This window comes from Patescibacteria group bacterium (assembly GCA_027858235.1).
In the GTDB taxonomy this organism is placed as follows: Bacteria; Patescibacteriota; Patescibacteriia; order Patescibacteriales; family BM507; genus BM507.
Map to the genome: position 1 here is coordinate 16,681 of JAQIDC010000038.1, position 18,470 is coordinate 35,150.

Sequence of the window (18,470 nt, forward strand, 5' to 3'; positions counted from 1 at the left end):
TATTAGATTTCATAGCAGAATGATCCAAAATTTTCTCAGAGAACGTTTTTGCGTACTTTTATATGCCCGAGCGAAGCGACAAAATGCCCTTGGGGTGAAAAAGTACATAAAAAAAGCTATATTTTTTTCAAAATACTATCTTCATTGCCATCTTCAACTAAATAACCAATATCTCTCAAATCATCTCTCAATCTATCTGAGGCTTCCCAGTCTTTATTTTTTCTTGCTTCTTCTCTTTGTTTAAAAATACTCAAAACATCATCTGGGTAAATTTCTAAATCTTTTCTTTCGCCCAATCCAAGACCCAATACTTTATCAAAATCTATTACAGTGGCTAGCTTCTCTCCCTCGGAAATATCTGACTTCAAAACTGCTTGCACTACTGCCATTGCTTTTGGTGTATTAAAATCATCTGAGATTGCTTGTTCAAAAAGATTTTTATATTCTGCATTTATTCTCCCTTTTTTTTCTCCGAGTTTAATAACACTATTAAGCAATCTTTTATAACCTATTGAAGCAGACTCCAAAGATTCCCAGGTGAAATTTTGTTTTGAACGATAATGTGCTTGCAAATAAAAATATCTTAAAGCGAAAGGAGAGAATCCTTTTTCCTTGATATCAGAAAGACTATAGGAAGTTCCCTCTGATTTAGACATTTTACCATTATTTACCAGAAGATGTTCATTGTGTAACCAATAGTTTGAAAATGTTTTACCATTTGCAGATTCACTTTGTGCAATCTCATTAGTATGATGAACAGGAACATGCTCTATTCCACCCATATGAACGTCGATAGTCTTACCTAGACATTTTCTACTCATAGCCGAACATTCAATGTGCCAACCAGGAAAACCAATACCTTCTTTAACTAAAGCTGAATTAAATGGAGATTCCCAGTACTGCAAGGCATTTTTATGTACTCCTGCTCTAAAAAACCATAATACAAAATCCTCTTTATTCTTTTTTTGAGAATCTGTAACATCGCCACTCCCCGCTCCAGAAATATTTTTTTCAATATTTTGTCTAGAAAGCTTGTTATAATCTTTTGCCTTTGATATATCAAAGTATATAGCCAAATCGGTGGTGTAGGCATAGCCCTTGTCAAGCAACTCGGCTGTCATCTTAATCATTTCATCAATATATTGTGTAGCTTTTGGTTTATACTTTGGTTCTAGTATGTTTAACTCTCTAGTGTCATTTTCATATAAATCAATATATTTTTGAGCTATCTCTGCTGGCTTCAATCCTTCTCTTTTGGCACTCTTTTCCATTTTATCATCCCCTTCATCATTATCTGAACTAAGGTGTCCCACATCAGTATAGTTTCTAACCAAGGAAACCCTGTAATCTAGATAAGAAAAAATCCTGACTACAGCATCTGTACAGAAAGAACCTCGCAGATTACCAATATGCTGAGTCCAATATACCGTTGGCCCGCAATGATATATCCCAACTCTCCCCTTCTTAAGGGGTTTGAACTCTTCTTTTTTTCTAGATAAGGTATTGTATAAAATTATTTTTTTCATGCTTCTATACTACTAAATATGCCTAATAAAATCAAGAACTGAGCCAATCTTCATCTTGTCTTACAAGAAACTCAGTTGATTGTTCTTTATTTTTGAGAAGGATTTTTACAATTTTTTCCATTCTAGCTCCTTGTGATCCTTTAACTAACACTAAATCTCCTTCTTCTATTTTACTTTCAACATGCTCCACTAAATCTTTCTGTGATTCGAAATGAAATACTTGAGTTTTATTCATTTTTCCTTTCAAGGCGCCACTGCAAATATTTTTTGCAAATTCCCCAACGCAAAGAAGTGTATCTATTTTATACTTTGCAATATTCCAACCAATCTTATAATGTTCTTCATCCGATTCGTCACCAAGTTCAAGCATATCACCAAGTATGACAATCTTCCTTCCCTCTTCACTTTCTATTTCAGAGAGCGTCTCAATCGCTTTAAGCGAAGATTGCGGAGAAGAATTGTAAGTATCATCAATTAGTACTGAATCATTTATTCCCTCTAAAATATTTAGTCTTCCCTTTGGAGATTTAAAATCTCTTAAGGCCTCTGATATTTCTAGCAAATTCATTCCAAATTCTCGACCGACTATTGAGGCTACCAATGAAGCATAAACAAGGTGATAACCAATTGAACCATTCATGAATACAGGAACAACAGACCCTTTATACCTTAATTTAAAATTAATTCCTGAAAATCCAGAATTCTTATTGTCAAATTTAAATCGCAGCTCTTCAGCTCTAACATCAGCTCTTTCATCAAAACCATAACTAATTACTTTTTCTTTGCTTAGGCTAATTATTTCTCTGCTTTTTTCATTGTCATAATTAATAACAGCGAGTCCTTTTTTATTTAGATTTGTAATTATTTTTGCTTTTTCTCTTTTTATTTTATCTATCGTTCCAAAATATTCAATATGCGACATTCCCACATTCGTTATTACACCAATATCACATTTCAAAATTTTATTTAGATAATCCATGTCGCCTGGTCTATCAACACCCATTTCTAAAACTAAAATTTCTGGATAGAACTTATCTTTTTTTGTTAACATTCTAAAGCCTTCCAAAAAAAGAAAAAACCAACTTAAAATATTTTTTCCAGGAGATTCAAATCCAAGAATAGATAGTGGTAAACCTATCTCATTGTTATAATTTTTTAAACTCTTCCCTACTCTATATTTTTTTGAAAGTACTGTAAATACTGCTTCTTTGGTTGTGGTTTTGCCAACACTCCCAGTAACACCAATAATCTTTGGTTTATATTTTTTTAAAACCAGCTTAGCAATTATTTTTAATATAAATTGTAGTATTTTTCGCATATTTTTATCTTAATCTTTCTTTAGGTATTTTCCAATAATTTAATATAAACTCAGCAATATCTCCAAAAAGTGGAGCAGCTGATGAAGCAGAATAATAAACATCTTTTGGATCATCAAGTCTAACTAACATTACAAATTCTGGCTCTTCAACCGGGGAAAACCCTACAAAAGTATGAATAGTTTTCTCACCATAACCTTTGGTTACATCATCCGCTACTTGGGCCGTTCCTGTTTTCCCTGCTACATAATAGCCATCTACGGCAGCAAGTTTAGCGTGACCACCGTCGACTACATTGACAAGCATTCCAGATAGTATCAAGGCTGTTTTTTCTGAAATTACTCTTTTTAGTTCCCGAGCTTGGGTTACACTTTTTGTTCCATTCGAATCTATCATTTCAGCCACTAAATATGGTTTCATAAGTTTTCCTCCATTGGCTATTGCAGCATAGGAATTTATAAGCTGGAGCGGTGTAGCTGTAATACCTTGACCAAAAGATGCAACAGCCGAGTCAACTGGTCTAATTGTTTTTCTGAGAAGATTTGATATATCACCAGGAGCTTCTGTTTCAAGCTCAATCCCTTCCTTTTCACCAAAACCAAAATCTTTAACATATTGTGTAAATATCTTATCGCCAGTTTTCTCCATTGCAAATATGACTCCGGTATTAAGTGAATTTTCTAAAACAGAGCTCATATCGGCCCATCCCCATGCCCCATGAGTACTAAAATCAGAATTCTTAATTGGTTTCGGCCAACCTTCAATCATTATACTTCCCTTATCTTCATAGATAGTTTTTGGTGTTATAGCCCCTGTATCAAGACCAGCCGCCATTGTTATTGTCTTAAACACCGACCCTGGCTCATACTGCCCAAAGATTGCTTGATTGTTATAGACTTCAGAGTTCTCTGCTTCTCTATAGTTATTTGGATCGTAATCAGGATAAGAACACATAGCAACAATTTCTCCAGTTTGTGGTCTCATGACAATAACACTCCCTGCATCGGCACCATGTCTCTCTGCTGACTCTTTTAATTTAGTGCATGCTGTAAACTGAATAGTTCTATCAATAGTCAAAACCAAATCACTTCCATTCTGTTCCTTGTCATATTCCATATCATTTACTATAATCACATTCCCCTGAGCATCACGTTCTGCTTTTATTAAACCAGCTTTTCCAGATAACTCTACGTCAAAAAATCCCTCAAGACCATATAGGCCTTTTTTTTCATCTGAAGAATAACCATAAAATCCTGAAATATGAGAAGAAAAATCTTCAGGATAATATCTGTGTTTCTGCATTAAATAACTTATACCAGGTATATTTTGTTCTAAAACTTTTCCCAACCCCTCCTCATCAACCTTGTCTTTAATTGGTTCATAGGGATCATTCTTTTTTGAAAACTTATTTTTAAATTCGTCAACTATTTCATTTTTTTTGAGACTTATATTCGCCTCTCTTTTTATATTTAAGAATTCAGCATATTCTTCATCGCTTAGTAAAGATTTTTGATTATTTTCTAACTCCACTTTTTTAGAAAGTATTTCTTCTTCGCTTAAGCCGACTAAGCTATCTAGCTCATTAATTATTTCGTCTCTTTTTTCATCATTTAGCATTTCCTCTACCTCTTTCTCAACATCTTCTCTAAATAAAATTTCGTAAATTTTATCAGCAGCTTCTTCTGGATTTTCAATATCTTTTGGAACAGCAAAAATATGGGCAAATTCTTTATTGGTTGCGATTGGGTAAAGATCTCTTTCCTCTCCATCTCCTCTATCTTGAATAAATATTTTTCCTCTTTCTGGTTCTAGCTTATTCAAGACCTGATGCTGAGATGAAGCTAGGGCAATATAGAGATCATGGTTCGCAACCTGTAAATAGTATAGACGATAAACCACAGCTAACCACAACAAAAAAATAATCGCAATTACTACATTAATGCGATTATTATAATCCATTCCTGGTTTTTTCCTAAGTTTTCTATTTTTAAATTTCATGCACTGGTTTTAATCTCTTTTAAATCCATGGGTCAAATACACCTTACCTCAATGCTACATAATCATCTCCTGGGTTGATATAGTCAATCTTGTCAGACTTAACCATTCCAAGCTCTTCAACTCTAATAGCAAGACTGTTATATGATTCGATCAAAGTTAAATCAAGTTCTAGGCTATCTTTTTGTTTATTTAGATAATTTACTTCTTTTTGTAAATCATTAATGACAAAACCCTTTACAGACAAATCATTCTTCACAAGAATATAGGAGATGCTTGATCCCATGATCATTATTGAGACCAAAGAAATAAGTAATCCAAGATTCATAAAATTTCTTCTTTTTCTTGAAGTAGTACTTCTTCTATTATTATTATTCTTAAATTTGTCTTTTTGATTTTTGTCCATTTAGTATTGACACCCCCCTTTATTCCCCTCTTGTTTATCCCGAAGAAAGCGGGAAGAGGGGTGGCACGATAGTGCCGGGGTGTGTTATTTTATTTAATTAAATCTTCTCCGCCACTCGCATTTTTGCACTTCGAGCTTTTGGGTTTCTTGCCAACTCCTCCTCAGAAGCCTGCAATATTTTTTTAGTTATTATTTTTATACTAGCCTTATGACCACACTGGCAAACTGGAAAGCTAGGTGGGCAATGGCAATCAATACTTTCCTTCTTAAATAGGTTTTTTACTATTCTGTCTTCAAGACTGTGATATGAAATTACAGCTATGCGACCTCCCATTTTTAACAAACGTAAACTGTCTGGCAATGCTTTTTCAATGTTTTTTAACTCTTCGTTAGTTTCTATTCTTAATGCCTGAAATGTTTTTGTAGCACAGTGTATTTTTTGTCTCTTGTAAAAAGCGGGCACTGCTTCTTCTATTATTTCTACTAAATCTTTCGTAGTATCAATGCTTCCTTTTTTTCGGGCATCAAATATTCCTCCTACTATCCTTTTATGAAACTTTTCTTCACCTAACTCTTTTATAATTATTTCCAATTCTTCCCTACTGTAATTATTTACCAAATCCCACGTTCTGTTGTTATTATCACCAAATGCCATATTTAATGGTGTTTCATCCTTAAAGGAGAATCCTCTATTAGTGTCCTCTAACTGCGCATTTGATAAACCGAGGTCAAAAACGATACCAGAGAAAAGACCTTCATCAAATTTTTCTTCATTATTTTTTCTAAAATTATTCTCGGCAGATTCATAAATATTTTTAAAATTAGTGTTTTCTAAAATTATATTATTTAATTTTTCTTTTTTTAAAATTTCTGAAGCGATTTCTATTGACCAAGGGTCTAAATCAAAGGACATCAACTTTCCTTTTTCCCCTAATCTTTTTGCAATTGCTACTGTGTAACCAGCTCCTCCCAATGTTCCATCTATATAATATTCTCCTTCTTTGGGGTCAAGATATTCAATAACCTCATCAAGCATAACTGGGACATGTCTATATTCCATATAATTTGACTCGCTTGTGAGCGAGGCACCCGATCAATCGCCAAGCGATCTGAGTGGGCCTATTATTAACTAAACTCTTCTATTTTAACTTTATAGCTCTAGCCCTCTTAAAAATCTCCCTTCTTAAATTATTTGTTTCAAATAAAGGATTTTTAATAACTTTAATATCAACCCTTCCTTCTTTTATATTTTTTATTTTTATTTCTATTGGCATACACGTAAATTTCGAATGACGAATTTCGATTTTCGAATTAATCTTCTAATTTTTAAATTAAAATACTTTTTGAATCCCCTCTTGAGAGGGGTGGCAACTTTGTTGACGGGGTGTGTTTCGTCGTTTATCTGACTAATCATTTACGCACCTCCCCGCTTCGCGGTACTCCTCTTCCCGCTTTCTTCGGGATAAACAAGAGGAGATTTTATTTTGAAATAACTATCTTTTCTATTTTAAATTCTAAATTCCTAATTCCTAATTCTAAATTCTAAATTCCCTACACTCCCAAATCACCCAAAGCTTCAGCTATTTCACTACTATCCCCCTCTGAACTTTCTTTATATTTATCCCAATCACTTTCATTCCAAATTTCCAACCTATCATACAAACCAGCTACTATTGTTTTTTTATCTAGGTTTGCAAACTTTCTTAAATATTCTGGTAATGTAACACGTCCCTGTGAATCAAACTCTACATCCATAGCCCCAGCTAACATCATACGACTAAATGCTCTTGCTTTAGATTGACTGATTGGTAAATTAGACAATTTTTTAGCAATATCACCCCATTCTTTCTTTGGATATAAAAAAAGACAGTTATCTAAACCCTTCGTAACAACTGCTCCTTCTTCAAGCATCGAACGGAACTTCGCAGGAACCGCTAACCTACCTTTTGCATCTAAATTATGATTGTATTCACCGATGAACATCAATTTGAATTATGAATTATGAATTATGAATCTCCTCTTTTGTCATCTCGAGCGAAGTGCTAACGTAGTCGAGAGATCATAAATAAACTCTTTCAATAATTTTTGTCATTCTGAAGTGAGACCTCAAATATTATGGTTTAGCTCACTCCAGAACAACAGTTTTGTTACATGTTTTGTGTTACATGTTACATGAATTGCACGACAAGCAAATTTGACCTTTTAAGGCCAAAAGGAGTTTGATATAGAATTTTAATATCAGACCCCTTCTTCACCTTAATTCTAGTCATTCCGGGCTTGACCCGGAATCCAGAAAAATCTAAAGAGAACTTCCCTTTTATTTTCTTTCTCCTCCTTAGATTAAAAGAAAATAAGATTTTGTTTTTGTTATATTTTGTTTTAATGATTATTAACTTGTCATTCTGCCTGTCCCGTCATTTGCGGGAGAACGAAACGCCAGTGCAGTGATAGAATCTAACATATTTTTGTCTTTTCTAAGATCCGAGAAGAAGTTTGACCAATGTTGAGTCCTGATCAAACCCCTTCTTTGTCCTAAAAACGCACCCCCATGCGTAAAAAACATTTTAGAATGATGAAAGTGTTTCAAAATTCTCCACTTTCCCCCACTTTTCACCTATCTACTATCAGTATACACCACTTTTGGCCATTTGTCAATCCACCTACCCCACCACCTAATTAGCTAATAATAAACAAAAAATGTGCATTTTATGCACATTTTTGATGGTGGGGAATCCCCTATTTTTCAGTTTTTTTTATACCATTTTAATTTATCCACAATCTTATTAACAGGATATTAACAAAACACTTAATACAGCCTAAACGCAAATAAAAAAGACCTCCAATGTTTTTAATGACATCGTAGGTCTTTTTTAATTCCCCTCTTGTTTATCCCGAAGAAAGCGGGAAGAGGGGTGGCCGACAGGCCGAGGTGTGTTTCCCAAATTATTCCCCTCTCTGAGAGGGGTGGCAGCTTTGCTGACGGGGTGTGTTGTTCGGAGTGTGTTATTTAAACTCTCACCAATCTTTCAGACAACTCTCATCGTTCCCTACACACTTTACGGAGGTGTCGGATACCTCCGATTGCTTTAATGACATCTGATATCTACATTAGAGATAAATAAAATAGGTATAGAGTTAATTCTATACCTATTTTATTTATCTCAATTTTCTCTTATAATCACTGTTTAAAATGAAGATGTTGCTTATAAACCTAATGTAGTCTACTTTTTTTTGAAAGCTTAGCTACCAAAAAATTAGTCTATATCCTTTTCGTATAGAACATCCCACTTATATATCTCATTTACTTCCCTGCCCTTAAAATCATCATCACCTATTCCTATTTTTTCCAAATCAACAGAATATTTTCTTCTCTTTAATGTTTCACGAATTGGCTGTCCTTCTGGATCCAGTTCTTCACTAACTCTGTCTAGAGATCTTGTTAATATTTCTGCTTGAGTTGGGGTTAAATCCATTTTGATAATTAAAAATCCACTTTTCTCAGCTGGGGAAAATTGTTTGGTTGATGAAGCGGTTAAAACAACATCACCTCTGTCATATCTTCCCTCACCTCTCGAAGCTTCAATTTGTACTAACAATTTATGAGTAACTTTTTCTCCAATCTTAGCGGCCTTTTTTAGGGTCATCCCGTCATCATAGGGGTCAACTGGTCCACTATTTCTCATAATAAAAAATAAACCTAGAAGTAAAAGTAAAATTACACCACCTATTATAATAATTTTGTTTTTCATAGTATTAATTCAAAGATTGAAGATTAAAAAATTCAATGAATTTATTTTATTATTTTATTATTTTTCTGCCCGCCCGCCTCTAGAATATTATATATTATCTTGATTTTATTATAAAATAATTTTACTAGCCTCTTTCGATGTAATTCTTTTATGGCGTTTCGGGCGGGGATTCCGGATCCCCATACGTCAAGCTACGGGGTAAACAAGCTGAGAATGACGATGTTAATTTTATAACTTCTTTTTTCCAATTGTTATATTTGGTTCACTTGAATATTCTGGTTTTACCATTTCAATATTATCGATTCTTATACTTTTTCCATCGAGGGAAGAAACGGGAATGTCTAAACCATAAGCCAATGTATTCGCTGTAACTATTCCGATACGCAAAGCTGAAAATGAACCGCCACTGTTACCTACTTTTATTTTTTCTAAATCTTTTGATTTTTTATTAATTTTCTTTAATAATAAATCAATCTCCGGCAAAAGTCTCTCAGCTTGAGTAAAGCTTGCTTCAAAATCTTTTTTAGCTAATAATTTTCCATTAGAGAATAGTTCTATAAGAATATTCTGATTTTTACTTGTATCGATTATTAATTCCATTTGATTAAAATTATACCACAATAAGTATTTTATTCAATTATATTATGTATTAAAAATCGGAGGAGTTAAACTCCTCCGATTTTTAATACATTCGTATCTTAAACTATTTTTTTTCTTCCTGCCTTTGTTCTTTCAGACTCTGTTAACAGTTGTTTTCTCATTCTTATTCCTTTTGGAGTAATTTCTAAATATTCATCATCTTTCATGATGCCCATTCCTCGTTCTAAACTCAACTCTGTTGGTGGTGTTAGTCTAATAGCTTCGTCAGCTCCTGAAGAACGCATATTTGTAAGTTGTTTTCCTTTAGTGGCATTCACGACTAGGTCGTTTCCTTTTGCAACATTACCGATTACCATGCCTTCATAAACCTCTGTAGTTGCGGGAATATACAAGACTCCTCTATCTTGTAAATTGTATAATGAGAAGCCAAGAGTTTTTCCTTTAACTAATGAGATCATTGATCCAAGCTCATGTTTTTCGATTACACCAACATATGGTTTAAACCCAATAACCCTAGCGCTCAAAATCCCCTCACCTCTAGTATCGACAACGAATTCATTTCTATACCCCAGTAGCCCTCTGGTCGGAATTTCAAATACCAACCGTACATGGTTTTGTTCTGGCTTCATTTCTGTCATGTTCCCTTTTCTCTTTGAAAGTTTTTCAATAACTGTTCCCGACATTGATTCAGGAACATCTATAGTTAACTCTTCAAAAGGTTCTAATTTTTGACCATCTTCTTCTTTGATAATTACTCTTGGCTGAGATATTTGTAATTCGTAGCCTTCTCTTCTCATGTTTTCAAGTAAAATTGCAATATGCATCTCTCCTCTTCCGAAAACTTTATAGTGGTCAGTACTTGAGAAGTCGATCTTCAAACCTACATTTACTTCCAATTCTTTTTGCAATCTTTCTTTCAACTGACTGTTTGTTACAAATTTACCTTCTTTTCCAGCGAATGGTGAACTATTTACCATGAAACTAAGTGAAATAGTTGGCTCATCAATATGTATGGCTGGTAATGCTTTTTGTTTTTCATCAACACAAATAGTTTCTCCGATATATATATTTGGGAGGCCTGCTGTAATTATAATATCTCCAGATTTTGCTTCATCAACTTCTTTCCTTTCAATTCCATAAAAAGCAAAAAGTTTCGTTATCTTACCTTTTCTGACGTTTCCTTCTTCGTTGGTTATAATAACGTTTTGCCCTTTCCTTATAGTCCCTTGATAAACTCTGCTAATAGCTAGTCTTCCTAAAAAATTATCATAAGCAAGATTAAAAGGTTGAACTAATAATTCTTTTTCAGCCTCATCCTCATTTGATGCCACTGGGACTTCAGCTAAAATAGCATCAAGGATTGGCATTAAATCAGATGATTCATCTTCCATCTTGTGTTTAGCAATTCCTTGCTTGGCGATAGCGTAAAGAGTTGTAAACTCAAGTTGCTCTTCAGTTGCTCCCAAGTCAAAAAATAGTTCAAAAACCTTATCCAAAACATACTCAACTCGAGCGGCTGGTTTGTCTATTTTATTTATTATTACGATTGGTTTCAATCCTAGTTCTAAAGATTTTTTCAAAACAAATTTAGTCTGAGGCATTGGACCTTCTTGAGCATCAACAACCAAAAGAACTGAATCAATTGATCTCAAAACACGTTCAACTTCAGAACCAAAATCAGCATGACCTGGAGTGTCAACTATGTTAATCTTTGTATCTTTATAGATAACAGATGTATTTTTTGAATAAATTGTGATTCCCCTCTCAAGTTCAAGAGTATTCGAGTCCATGCTAACGTCTTCGTTAGACATTCCAGTTTGTCTCATAAGCCCGTCGGTTAACGTGGTTTTTCCATGATCAACGTGAGCGATAATGGCAACATTTCTAATTTCCATATAATTTCAGGGATTTTTCCCAATAATAAAATCCTGCAGCAAAGCAGAATTCTTCTGATTAATAACTCTCCTAATAATAGTAAAAAAGGTGAAAAATGTCAAGAGACATCATCACGTAGCACACAACATATAACATAAAACATAAATTAATGAATTTTCCATATAACCACAAAAAAAAACTAGACTCCCACCGAGAGTCTAGTTCATATGGTATCCATTTTCCATGTTACATGCTATGTGTTATGCGATTTTGAGTAATTCAACTTCAAAAATCAAATTAGCATTCGGAGGAATAACTCCACCAGCACCATTGGCACCATAGCCTAGCTCTGCAGGTATTTCCATTTTTTTCTTTTCTCCAACTTTCATTCCGACCATCCCCTGTTCCCATCCTTGAATAACTTGTCCAACTCCGACAGTAAAGGTAAAAGGTTGGCCCCTATCAACGCTTGAGTCAAATTTTTCACCGTTTTCTAGTGTCCCGGTGTAGTGAACAGTCAAAACATCGCCTGCCTTTGAAACTGCATCACCTGTTCCTTCTTTTAGTATTGTTGTTTTTAATTCCATAATTTTCTACAAATTACGAATATTTACGAATATACGAATGAGAATGGGAAAAATCTAAATCATTTTCTTAAATATTTGTATATTTGTACTGATTTGTAATTCGTTATATTATAATTTTTTAAATTTTACATTAAATATTGGTTCGTATTTATTTTCATATTCATCACTTATTTCTATCATCTCCCCTTTCGTTAATTGATTGAGAGCTAGATCACTCATCATCATATTATCACTTTCAATATCAATTTTCAAATTTTCAAGTTTATCAAATTCAGATGAAAAGTCCATTTGAATTACATTCTCTATTTCTTTTTTCTTATCCCTGAGTGTTTTTATTTTCTCTACTATTTCACCGTACTGTTGAGAAGTATCGAGGGCATCTTTATACATTTTTCTAATATCTGCTTGTTTCTTTTTACTTACTTGAATCTTGTTAAAAAAATCTTGAATTTTTGACATAGTTTAGATTATTAATAAATATAAAACGAGAAAGTTTTTTTGATGCTTAGGAATTATATTCCTAAATCAAAATAAATCGAACGCAAATCAGCGTTCATTTATTTATTATATATAATTTATAATGATTGGGCAAGAAACTTAAAATAATATCTCATGAACGAAATTAAATAGTCTCAGCAACAATCCTTAAATCAAATCCGATCATATCGTCAATCACATTATCCCCAAGCTCTTTAAAAAAGTTTCCTGAACCATAAATAATTTCCCATTTAGTTCTATCGATTGAAAAACTTGCCTCAGCGTTTATCATGTCTTCATTCTTGTCTAACTTTACCTGAGTATCGATTTCATTCGTTAAGCCTTTTATTGTGAGGTCACCAGTTATTTGGTAATTATATTCATCATCTTCAATTTCTTCAATATCCTTGATTACAAACTTTGCTTCTGGATATTTTTCAACATCAAAAAAATCTTCTGACTTTATATGAGTTTCGAGAGAGTTTCTACTTTTTTCTCCTGGAATATCAAGGTCTTTCAGCGACTTCATATCAATCGTAATATTTCCACCAATAAATTCATCACCATCCATTAATATCCGACCTTCTTCAACATTAATAGTTCCGAAATGATCGCTAGTTCTGACTATAGTTTTTTGTGCACTCCATTTCACTACAGAGGCTGGAGCATTTACTTTGAAATTTGTACCCCCTTCTACAGGCTCCTCGTCTTGAAAGTCGATATCGTTATTTACTTGTTTGTTATCAGTAGTGGGTGCCTGAACATTTGTTTTTGTGCAAGCCGACAAAAGGAAAAATCCTAAAAAAAGAAATAGTCCCAAATAGATTTTTTTCATATTATTGTTTTACATATTCTTATTTATAAAGAATATATCATTAATATTAATTCTAAATTAAAAAGCATGGAAAAGACCATGCTGATTTAACTATTTTCCCTTATTTAACATTTGAAATAACTCTTGCTCGATTTCCTTATCAAGTGCCCCCTCCTCTGAAGCTAAAATCAAAAATTCTTTTAGTCTTGGTGGAAATAGCTTAGTTTTTTCTAGGGCGTCTATCAAGACTAATTTTTCTCCTTGATTCATTTTTTGATAATTATTTATTAATATAAAAATCAGCTTATGCTGACTAAGTTTTAAAATAAATTTTATTGATAAATTTTTATTTTTTCAATTACATCATCTGCAGTTATGTTTGATTTTATCATATAGTCATCGGCACCTGAAACCATTGCTTTTTTTATATCATCATCATCTCCCAGATTAGATAACATTATAACGGGGATAGCGGCAATTTCAGCATCGTCATTATGGCGAACTTGTTTTAACACCTCATAACCATCAATGCCTGGCATCATAATATCAAGTAAAATAACATTTGGTCTGAATGTCGGTATTTTTTCTAAAGCCGTCTCACCATCTTGGGCTTGTTCTACCACAAAACCCTCTTTAGAAAGTTTCTTCGCTAAAAGAATCCGCAATGTTGCATAATCCTCAACTATTAAAATTTTATTTTTAACATCTGACATTTATATAATAGTATCACATTGGAATAAATAAAAAAAGCCCCTCCGAAAAGGGTCCTTGAGAGGAGTCTTAAATATTAATCTCGATGATCTTTAACACTTGCCCCCCCCTTTTTTTTAAAAACAACTTCTTTTTCAATGGACTCTATTTTATCGATATGGTGAAGTGTTTTTATTTGATCAATAGTATCTTCTTTATCTTTTCCGGCACGAAAGAAGACAATAATTTCATAATTCTCCTCTTTTGATAAAAGATAATCCCGATAGCCCATAAACAAGTTAGCTGATTCAATATTATCCTCATTAATAATAACAAATTTTTTCATTTCACTCTCCTTCCAAAAGTTTAGAAAAACAGATTAAATGCTTTTTTTTACTCTTCTGAAAAATATCCTCTTTTCAGAATATTTTAAAATTGTTTTTTTATACAAGTGACTTAAGTCTTCAGTAATAGTATCCCAATTATAATATTTGTCTACTCTTTTCCTTGCCAGCACGCCGTATTCTTCAATATTTTCCATTTCAAGAAGTATCTCTAGCCTTGCTTTTAAATCAACGACACTTTTTGAAATAAATTTAAAACCAGTGTTTTCTATAACTTCTTTATTCTCAATTATATCTGAAACCAAAACGGGCAAGCCATAAGACATGCCTTCAAGCAGTGCTATCGAAAGACCTTCTGCTTCAGAGGGTTGGGAAAATAAATATGCGTTTGAAAATAGTTCATTTAATATATTTCCTTGTTGCGCTCCAGTGAAAATAATATTTTCGTTTTTAGCTGCCTTTCTGCTAAGTTCCTTAACATAATCATCGCTATGAAAACCACTGCCCACAATCACTAATTTTTTATCAGTATCAAGCTCGTTAAATGCATCAATTAGATAATGAATTCCTTTATGTCTAATAAGTCTAGTTACGGCGAGAATATAATTTCCTTTTTCTAGCCCCCATTTTTTTATTTCTTGAGCCTCCTTGGCGCTTGGCATGGTTATTCCGTTTGGAATATATTTGGGATTTATATTATATTTTTTTGAAGCAAATTCAGCTATTCCTCTTGAAACAGCAATGACCACATCGGCTGATTTACACAACAAAAATTCACTTATTTTTAAATAAGTTCTAGCTATTATCCCCCACTTTTTATGAAAATAGTCCCTAGAATGAAAAGTGGCCACAATCGGTGTCCTAGGGCTAAGTATTTTAAAAACCCAAATTAAAGACGATGGTCCAATTGAATGGAAATGAACCACATCATAGTCTTTCCTAACAGCGTGAAAAATAGAAGCGAAGGTATGACTAATAGCATCGAGATGTTTTGTTGGAACACTTCGAAAACTAATAAGTTTTACACCCTTATATTCTTCCAATTTTTCATCGGTATAATTTGGTCTTGTATAGACGACAACTTCGTTACCCTGAGTAGCCAACCTAACAGCTACTTCTTCTACGTGTCTTTCAACTCCTCCCATTATGGCGGGGATGCCTTTCTGCCCAATAAAAGCTATTTTCATAAAATTTTTAAATTCTAAATCCTAAGAACTAAACCCTAAACAAATCATAAATACTAAATAAAAAATTTTAAACATTTATATTTTGATATTTGAATTTGTTTAGAGTTTAGAATTTAGAGTTTCGAATTTTCTTATTTATTATTCTTTAGTAACAATAACAGGATTGTCATTAATATTCGCCTCGGGGACTACAGCAATGATAAAGAAATTAGTTCTATAATGAATAGTGGCCCAATTTTCACCGACCATAACTCCACCATTTTCTCCAAAATTATATCCATTTATATAGAGCACTCCCATGTTTTGGTTTTCGCTTTCAATATATTGAACACGTCTTGCTATGCTTCTAATCGAAACTGGCCCGAAATTAAATTCATTACTAAGCATATCACCAACAGCCACTTGTACATATCCGTAGTGATAATCATCCTGAACTTGTATTCTAATTTCTTGACCCTCTTCAGTTGGGTAAACACCCAGAATTCTAGCCTGAGGTTCAATTATAGTTCTATTCTCATCAGCATATCTATAGGTAATTTCATTTTCACGAGGGTGAATTGAAAAACCATGACCTCTAATTATTAATATTTTACTATCAATATCCATTGAAGCATTTGTAATAGTTGGATTCACATTAAGAACAGAAGATGAATCATCAATCCATTTGTCGTACTGTAGGTTTATAGTTGTGTACTTACTTGAAATTGCCATTGGAACTCTAACATGAACAACAGCCAATTCATCATATGAATCAACTGACTCTGGAAGAACCTCTAACTTATCATTTCCAATATTAAAATATACTTTTGTTATAGACTGAACCGAACCAACACCACTAGCATGAATTGCCATTAGTGATCCTGGAATAATTTCTGCTGGTTGAATATCTAGAATAGTTGGAATAATTTCCAGAGGGAGATAATTTGATTTTAAACCATTTAATTCTGTATTTAGATAACCATTCTGGACTCCATTTGGAACTATTACCTTTATCCAGCCTCCTCTTGGATCAGAGCTCGTTGGCATTACTTGAATTCTGCTATTTAAACCTTGAAATTCAACAGAGCCTGTCGCAATATCTGAAAAAAGACTACTTCCATATAGGATGATTTCCTCTCCAGCTTTTGCAGCGGGAATATTTGTTTCTGAGCCACTCATAAATCTAGTTTTGGCCGTTTTTATACTTTTCAATAAAGGTTTTGCGGAATATGCGAGGGCAGTTGCTCTGTCACTTTCAATCCTTCCAATCTTAACTGTAATATTTAGTTTATTAACATTAACAGGTGTGGCTACTTCAATTATTTCTTCGGAACCTATTTCCAATAATGTTCCTCTCATGGTAGCAATTTTTGTACCGGCATCGTCATAAAAATTTACAACTGGTCTACTTGAAATTCCTTTCCCGTGAATTTTTATTTTATCACCAACTTGATCAAAACCCATATTACTCCACTCAGTCTGATAAATAACTGGCTTAACATCATATCTAAGGCTGTTGGATTTAACAGTAATATCTTCCCCTGCCATGTTTCTATAGGAAGTTTGAGTATATATACTCCCAGCAATAACACCAACTGGTAGCTTCACAGTAATCTGTTTAAGCTTTGGGTCGATTATGTGCGGAATAATATAATGATCGAAGTTAGACCCAGAAGAATCCATTGTTCTAACAACAACATACATTTTATCAATATCTGTTTGAGGATTAAAACCACTTCCTCTAATTACAACGTCTTCATCGGCATGAAACATAGAAGGAAAAAAATCAGTCATAACAGGAGAAACATTATAGTTAAATTCTCCCATTAAATTCCCTTGAGCATAAACTCTGGCAACACCAGAAAATGTGCCTTCAGAAATGTCCATATAAAATCCGGTTGTATTTACTTCGCTCGGATTGAACCTTCTAGTCCCAACGCTTGATGTATCTTCATGAAGATATGGGAGTTCTATCTCAATTTCATTTTGAGTAAAAAACGAAATATTATTTACTCTAACAAATCTTCTAGTTTGACCAATAGTCCCTTTAATCTCTGGAGTAATTACCTGGACATCGTCTTCAAAAAGCTGAACACCATCTATAAGAATTTCGGCTCCCTCTGGAAGATCACCATATGTGAAAGATATATTCCCACCCGCACTTACATTTGAATTAAAAGAAACTACATGTCTAGCCCACTCAGTAGTAACAGGAATATCACGAAAACCATCAATAGTTTCATAATCTTGAGTATTGGACATTATCACTCTAGTTTGAGTATTCTGAGTCCCTTTTACATATAGGGCTAGATAATATCTCTTACCATTCTCAAGAGTAAAATCATTTGTATCCTCTCTTGGTTGAAAATTGGCAGTCCAAGCTTCTTCTGGTGCTCCACTTGTAGCTCTAATTGCGACAGAGTGAGAACCAAAACCGAAAGCAGACTCATATGATCTATAAACATCATATACCCTAGCAGAGGCTTCATTCTGCCAACTTGTCCAATATCCATTGATATCGGTTTCAAAACTCCCTTCTTTAAGCATATTAGTATATGCTTGGGCATAATCAACTGAAGTATCGGCAAAGAAACTAAAGTTGAAAACCAAAGCGAACAAAACTAAAGCATTTACGGCTTTATAAATTGTTTTTTTCGCTCTCTCCTTGTTTTGTGTGAATTTCATAATTTTTAAATTAATAATGTTTTTATTTAAAATTAACTTTATTTTATCTACCTCAAAAGAAACTTTGCTTATTTTGAGATAAACATACAATAATATCATTTTTTTTATACTTTGTCAAGGCTATGCACTCGACCATGTTACAGTTGACACTATGAAGCTTTCATATGAAGAAAAGATATAGAAAAATGTGGGAAATAGATATTGGGGTTAAAATGTCTGAAAAATATGATAATATTGATA

Annotated in this window: 17 protein-coding genes and 1 pseudogene; all 18 read right to left on the minus strand. The window is 33.3% G+C overall.

Translation table 11 applies throughout. The annotated features are described in order from the left end of the window. Nucleotides 1–116 precede the first annotated feature (116 nt). The gene (gene cysS, locus PF572_03765) at nt 117–1,526 is read right to left on the minus strand and encodes a cysteine--tRNA ligase (GenBank protein MDA3840184.1); all 1,410 of its coding nucleotides are present in this window, start codon (nt 1,524–1,526) and stop codon (nt 117–119) included. Nucleotides 1,527–1,557: 31 nt separating this feature from the next. Then, complete coding sequence (locus PF572_03770) at nt 1,558–2,844, minus strand: Mur ligase family protein (GenBank protein MDA3840185.1); 1,287 nt, start codon at nt 2,842–2,844, stop codon at nt 1,558–1,560. 4 nt (nt 2,845–2,848) lie between these two features. Continuing rightward, nucleotides 2,849–4,840, minus strand: a complete 1,992-nt coding sequence (locus tag PF572_03775) for a penicillin-binding protein 2 (protein MDA3840186.1) — start codon at nt 4,838–4,840, stop codon at nt 2,849–2,851. Between the two features lie 43 nt (nt 4,841–4,883). Further along, nucleotides 4,884–5,243, minus strand: coding sequence for a hypothetical protein (locus PF572_03780; protein MDA3840187.1), 360 nt, complete (start codon nt 5,241–5,243; stop codon nt 4,884–4,886). Between the two features lie 97 nt (nt 5,244–5,340). Further along, entirely contained in the window at nt 5,341–6,303 is a 963-nt protein-coding gene (gene rsmH, locus PF572_03785) for a 16S rRNA (cytosine(1402)-N(4))-methyltransferase RsmH (protein ID MDA3840188.1), read from the minus strand. 79 nt (nt 6,304–6,382) lie between these two features. After that, nucleotides 6,383–6,517 (minus strand): hypothetical protein, encoded by a 135-nt coding sequence (locus PF572_03790; GenBank protein ID MDA3840189.1) that lies wholly within the window; start codon nt 6,515–6,517, stop codon nt 6,383–6,385. A 277-nt stretch (nt 6,518–6,794) separates the two neighbouring features. Next, complete coding sequence (gene mraZ, locus PF572_03795; protein MDA3840190.1) at nt 6,795–7,226, minus strand: division/cell wall cluster transcriptional repressor MraZ; 432 nt, start codon at nt 7,224–7,226, stop codon at nt 6,795–6,797. 1,271 nt (nt 7,227–8,497) lie between these two features. Next, nucleotides 8,498–8,992, minus strand: a complete 495-nt coding sequence (locus tag PF572_03800; GenBank protein ID MDA3840191.1) for a hypothetical protein — start codon at nt 8,990–8,992, stop codon at nt 8,498–8,500. A gap of 228 nt (nt 8,993–9,220) precedes the next feature. Further along, nucleotides 9,221–9,592 (minus strand): tRNA threonylcarbamoyladenosine biosynthesis protein TsaB, encoded by a 372-nt coding sequence (locus PF572_03805; protein ID MDA3840192.1) that lies wholly within the window; start codon nt 9,590–9,592, stop codon nt 9,221–9,223. Nucleotides 9,593–9,690: 98 nt separating this feature from the next. Further along, nucleotides 9,691–11,487: a translational GTPase TypA gene (typA, locus tag PF572_03810; protein ID MDA3840193.1), complete on the minus strand. Its 1,797-nt coding sequence runs from the start codon at nt 11,485–11,487 to the stop codon at nt 9,691–9,693. Nucleotides 11,488–11,727: 240 nt separating this feature from the next. After that, nucleotides 11,728–12,033 (minus strand): annotated as a pseudogene (locus PF572_03815) (FKBP-type peptidyl-prolyl cis-trans isomerase). A gap of 129 nt (nt 12,034–12,162) precedes the next feature. Next, the gene (locus PF572_03820) at nt 12,163–12,513 is read right to left on the minus strand and encodes a hypothetical protein (protein MDA3840194.1); all 351 of its coding nucleotides are present in this window, start codon (nt 12,511–12,513) and stop codon (nt 12,163–12,165) included. A gap of 163 nt (nt 12,514–12,676) precedes the next feature. Then, on the minus strand, nt 12,677–13,366 hold the full coding sequence (locus tag PF572_03825; GenBank protein MDA3840195.1) for a YceI family protein: 690 nt from the start codon (nt 13,364–13,366) through the stop codon (nt 12,677–12,679). A gap of 90 nt (nt 13,367–13,456) precedes the next feature. Continuing rightward, nucleotides 13,457–13,615 (minus strand): hypothetical protein, encoded by a 159-nt coding sequence (locus tag PF572_03830; GenBank protein MDA3840196.1) that lies wholly within the window; start codon nt 13,613–13,615, stop codon nt 13,457–13,459. A gap of 62 nt (nt 13,616–13,677) precedes the next feature. Continuing rightward, the gene (locus tag PF572_03835; GenBank protein MDA3840197.1) at nt 13,678–14,058 is read right to left on the minus strand and encodes a response regulator; all 381 of its coding nucleotides are present in this window, start codon (nt 14,056–14,058) and stop codon (nt 13,678–13,680) included. Nucleotides 14,059–14,132: 74 nt separating this feature from the next. Continuing rightward, nucleotides 14,133–14,381: a hypothetical protein gene (locus PF572_03840; protein ID MDA3840198.1), complete on the minus strand. Its 249-nt coding sequence runs from the start codon at nt 14,379–14,381 to the stop codon at nt 14,133–14,135. 33 nt (nt 14,382–14,414) lie between these two features. Further along, entirely contained in the window at nt 14,415–15,566 is a 1,152-nt protein-coding gene (locus tag PF572_03845) for a glycosyltransferase family 4 protein (GenBank protein MDA3840199.1), read from the minus strand. 138 nt (nt 15,567–15,704) lie between these two features. Then, the gene (locus PF572_03850; GenBank protein ID MDA3840200.1) at nt 15,705–18,230 is read right to left on the minus strand and encodes a hypothetical protein; all 2,526 of its coding nucleotides are present in this window, start codon (nt 18,228–18,230) and stop codon (nt 15,705–15,707) included. Between the last annotated feature and the right edge of the window lie 240 nt (nt 18,231–18,470).

Coding starts and splice junctions, on each gene's coding strand:
- cysS (MDA3840184.1), bottom strand. CDS start 1,526: ATGAAAAAAATAATTTTATACAATACCTTATCTAGAAAAAAAGAAGAG.
- PF572_03770 (MDA3840185.1), bottom strand. CDS start 2,844: ATGCGAAAAATACTACAATTTATATTAAAAATAATTGCTAAGCTGGTT.
- PF572_03775 (MDA3840186.1), bottom strand. CDS start 4,840: ATGAAATTTAAAAATAGAAAACTTAGGAAAAAACCAGGAATGGATTAT.
- PF572_03780 (MDA3840187.1), bottom strand. CDS start 5,243: ATGGACAAAAATCAAAAAGACAAATTTAAGAATAATAATAATAGAAGA.
- rsmH (MDA3840188.1), bottom strand. CDS start 6,303: ATGGAATATAGACATGTCCCAGTTATGCTTGATGAGGTTATTGAATAT.
- PF572_03790 (MDA3840189.1), bottom strand. CDS start 6,517: ATGCCAATAGAAATAAAAATAAAAAATATAAAAGAAGGAAGGGTTGAT.
- mraZ (MDA3840190.1), bottom strand. CDS start 7,226: ATGTTCATCGGTGAATACAATCATAATTTAGATGCAAAAGGTAGGTTA.
- PF572_03800 (MDA3840191.1), bottom strand. CDS start 8,992: ATGAAAAACAAAATTATTATAATAGGTGGTGTAATTTTACTTTTACTT.
- PF572_03805 (MDA3840192.1), bottom strand. CDS start 9,592: ATGGAATTAATAATCGATACAAGTAAAAATCAGAATATTCTTATAGAA.
- typA (MDA3840193.1), bottom strand. CDS start 11,487: ATGGAAATTAGAAATGTTGCCATTATCGCTCACGTTGATCATGGAAAA.
- PF572_03820 (MDA3840194.1), bottom strand. CDS start 12,513: ATGTCAAAAATTCAAGATTTTTTTAACAAGATTCAAGTAAGTAAAAAG.
- PF572_03825 (MDA3840195.1), bottom strand. CDS start 13,366: ATGAAAAAAATCTATTTGGGACTATTTCTTTTTTTAGGATTTTTCCTT.
- PF572_03830 (MDA3840196.1), bottom strand. CDS start 13,615: ATGAATCAAGGAGAAAAATTAGTCTTGATAGACGCCCTAGAAAAAACT.
- PF572_03835 (MDA3840197.1), bottom strand. CDS start 14,058: ATGTCAGATGTTAAAAATAAAATTTTAATAGTTGAGGATTATGCAACA.
- PF572_03840 (MDA3840198.1), bottom strand. CDS start 14,381: ATGAAAAAATTTGTTATTATTAATGAGGATAATATTGAATCAGCTAAC.
- PF572_03845 (MDA3840199.1), bottom strand. CDS start 15,566: ATGAAAATAGCTTTTATTGGGCAGAAAGGCATCCCCGCCATAATGGGA.
- PF572_03850 (MDA3840200.1), bottom strand. CDS start 18,230: ATGAAATTCACACAAAACAAGGAGAGAGCGAAAAAAACAATTTATAAA.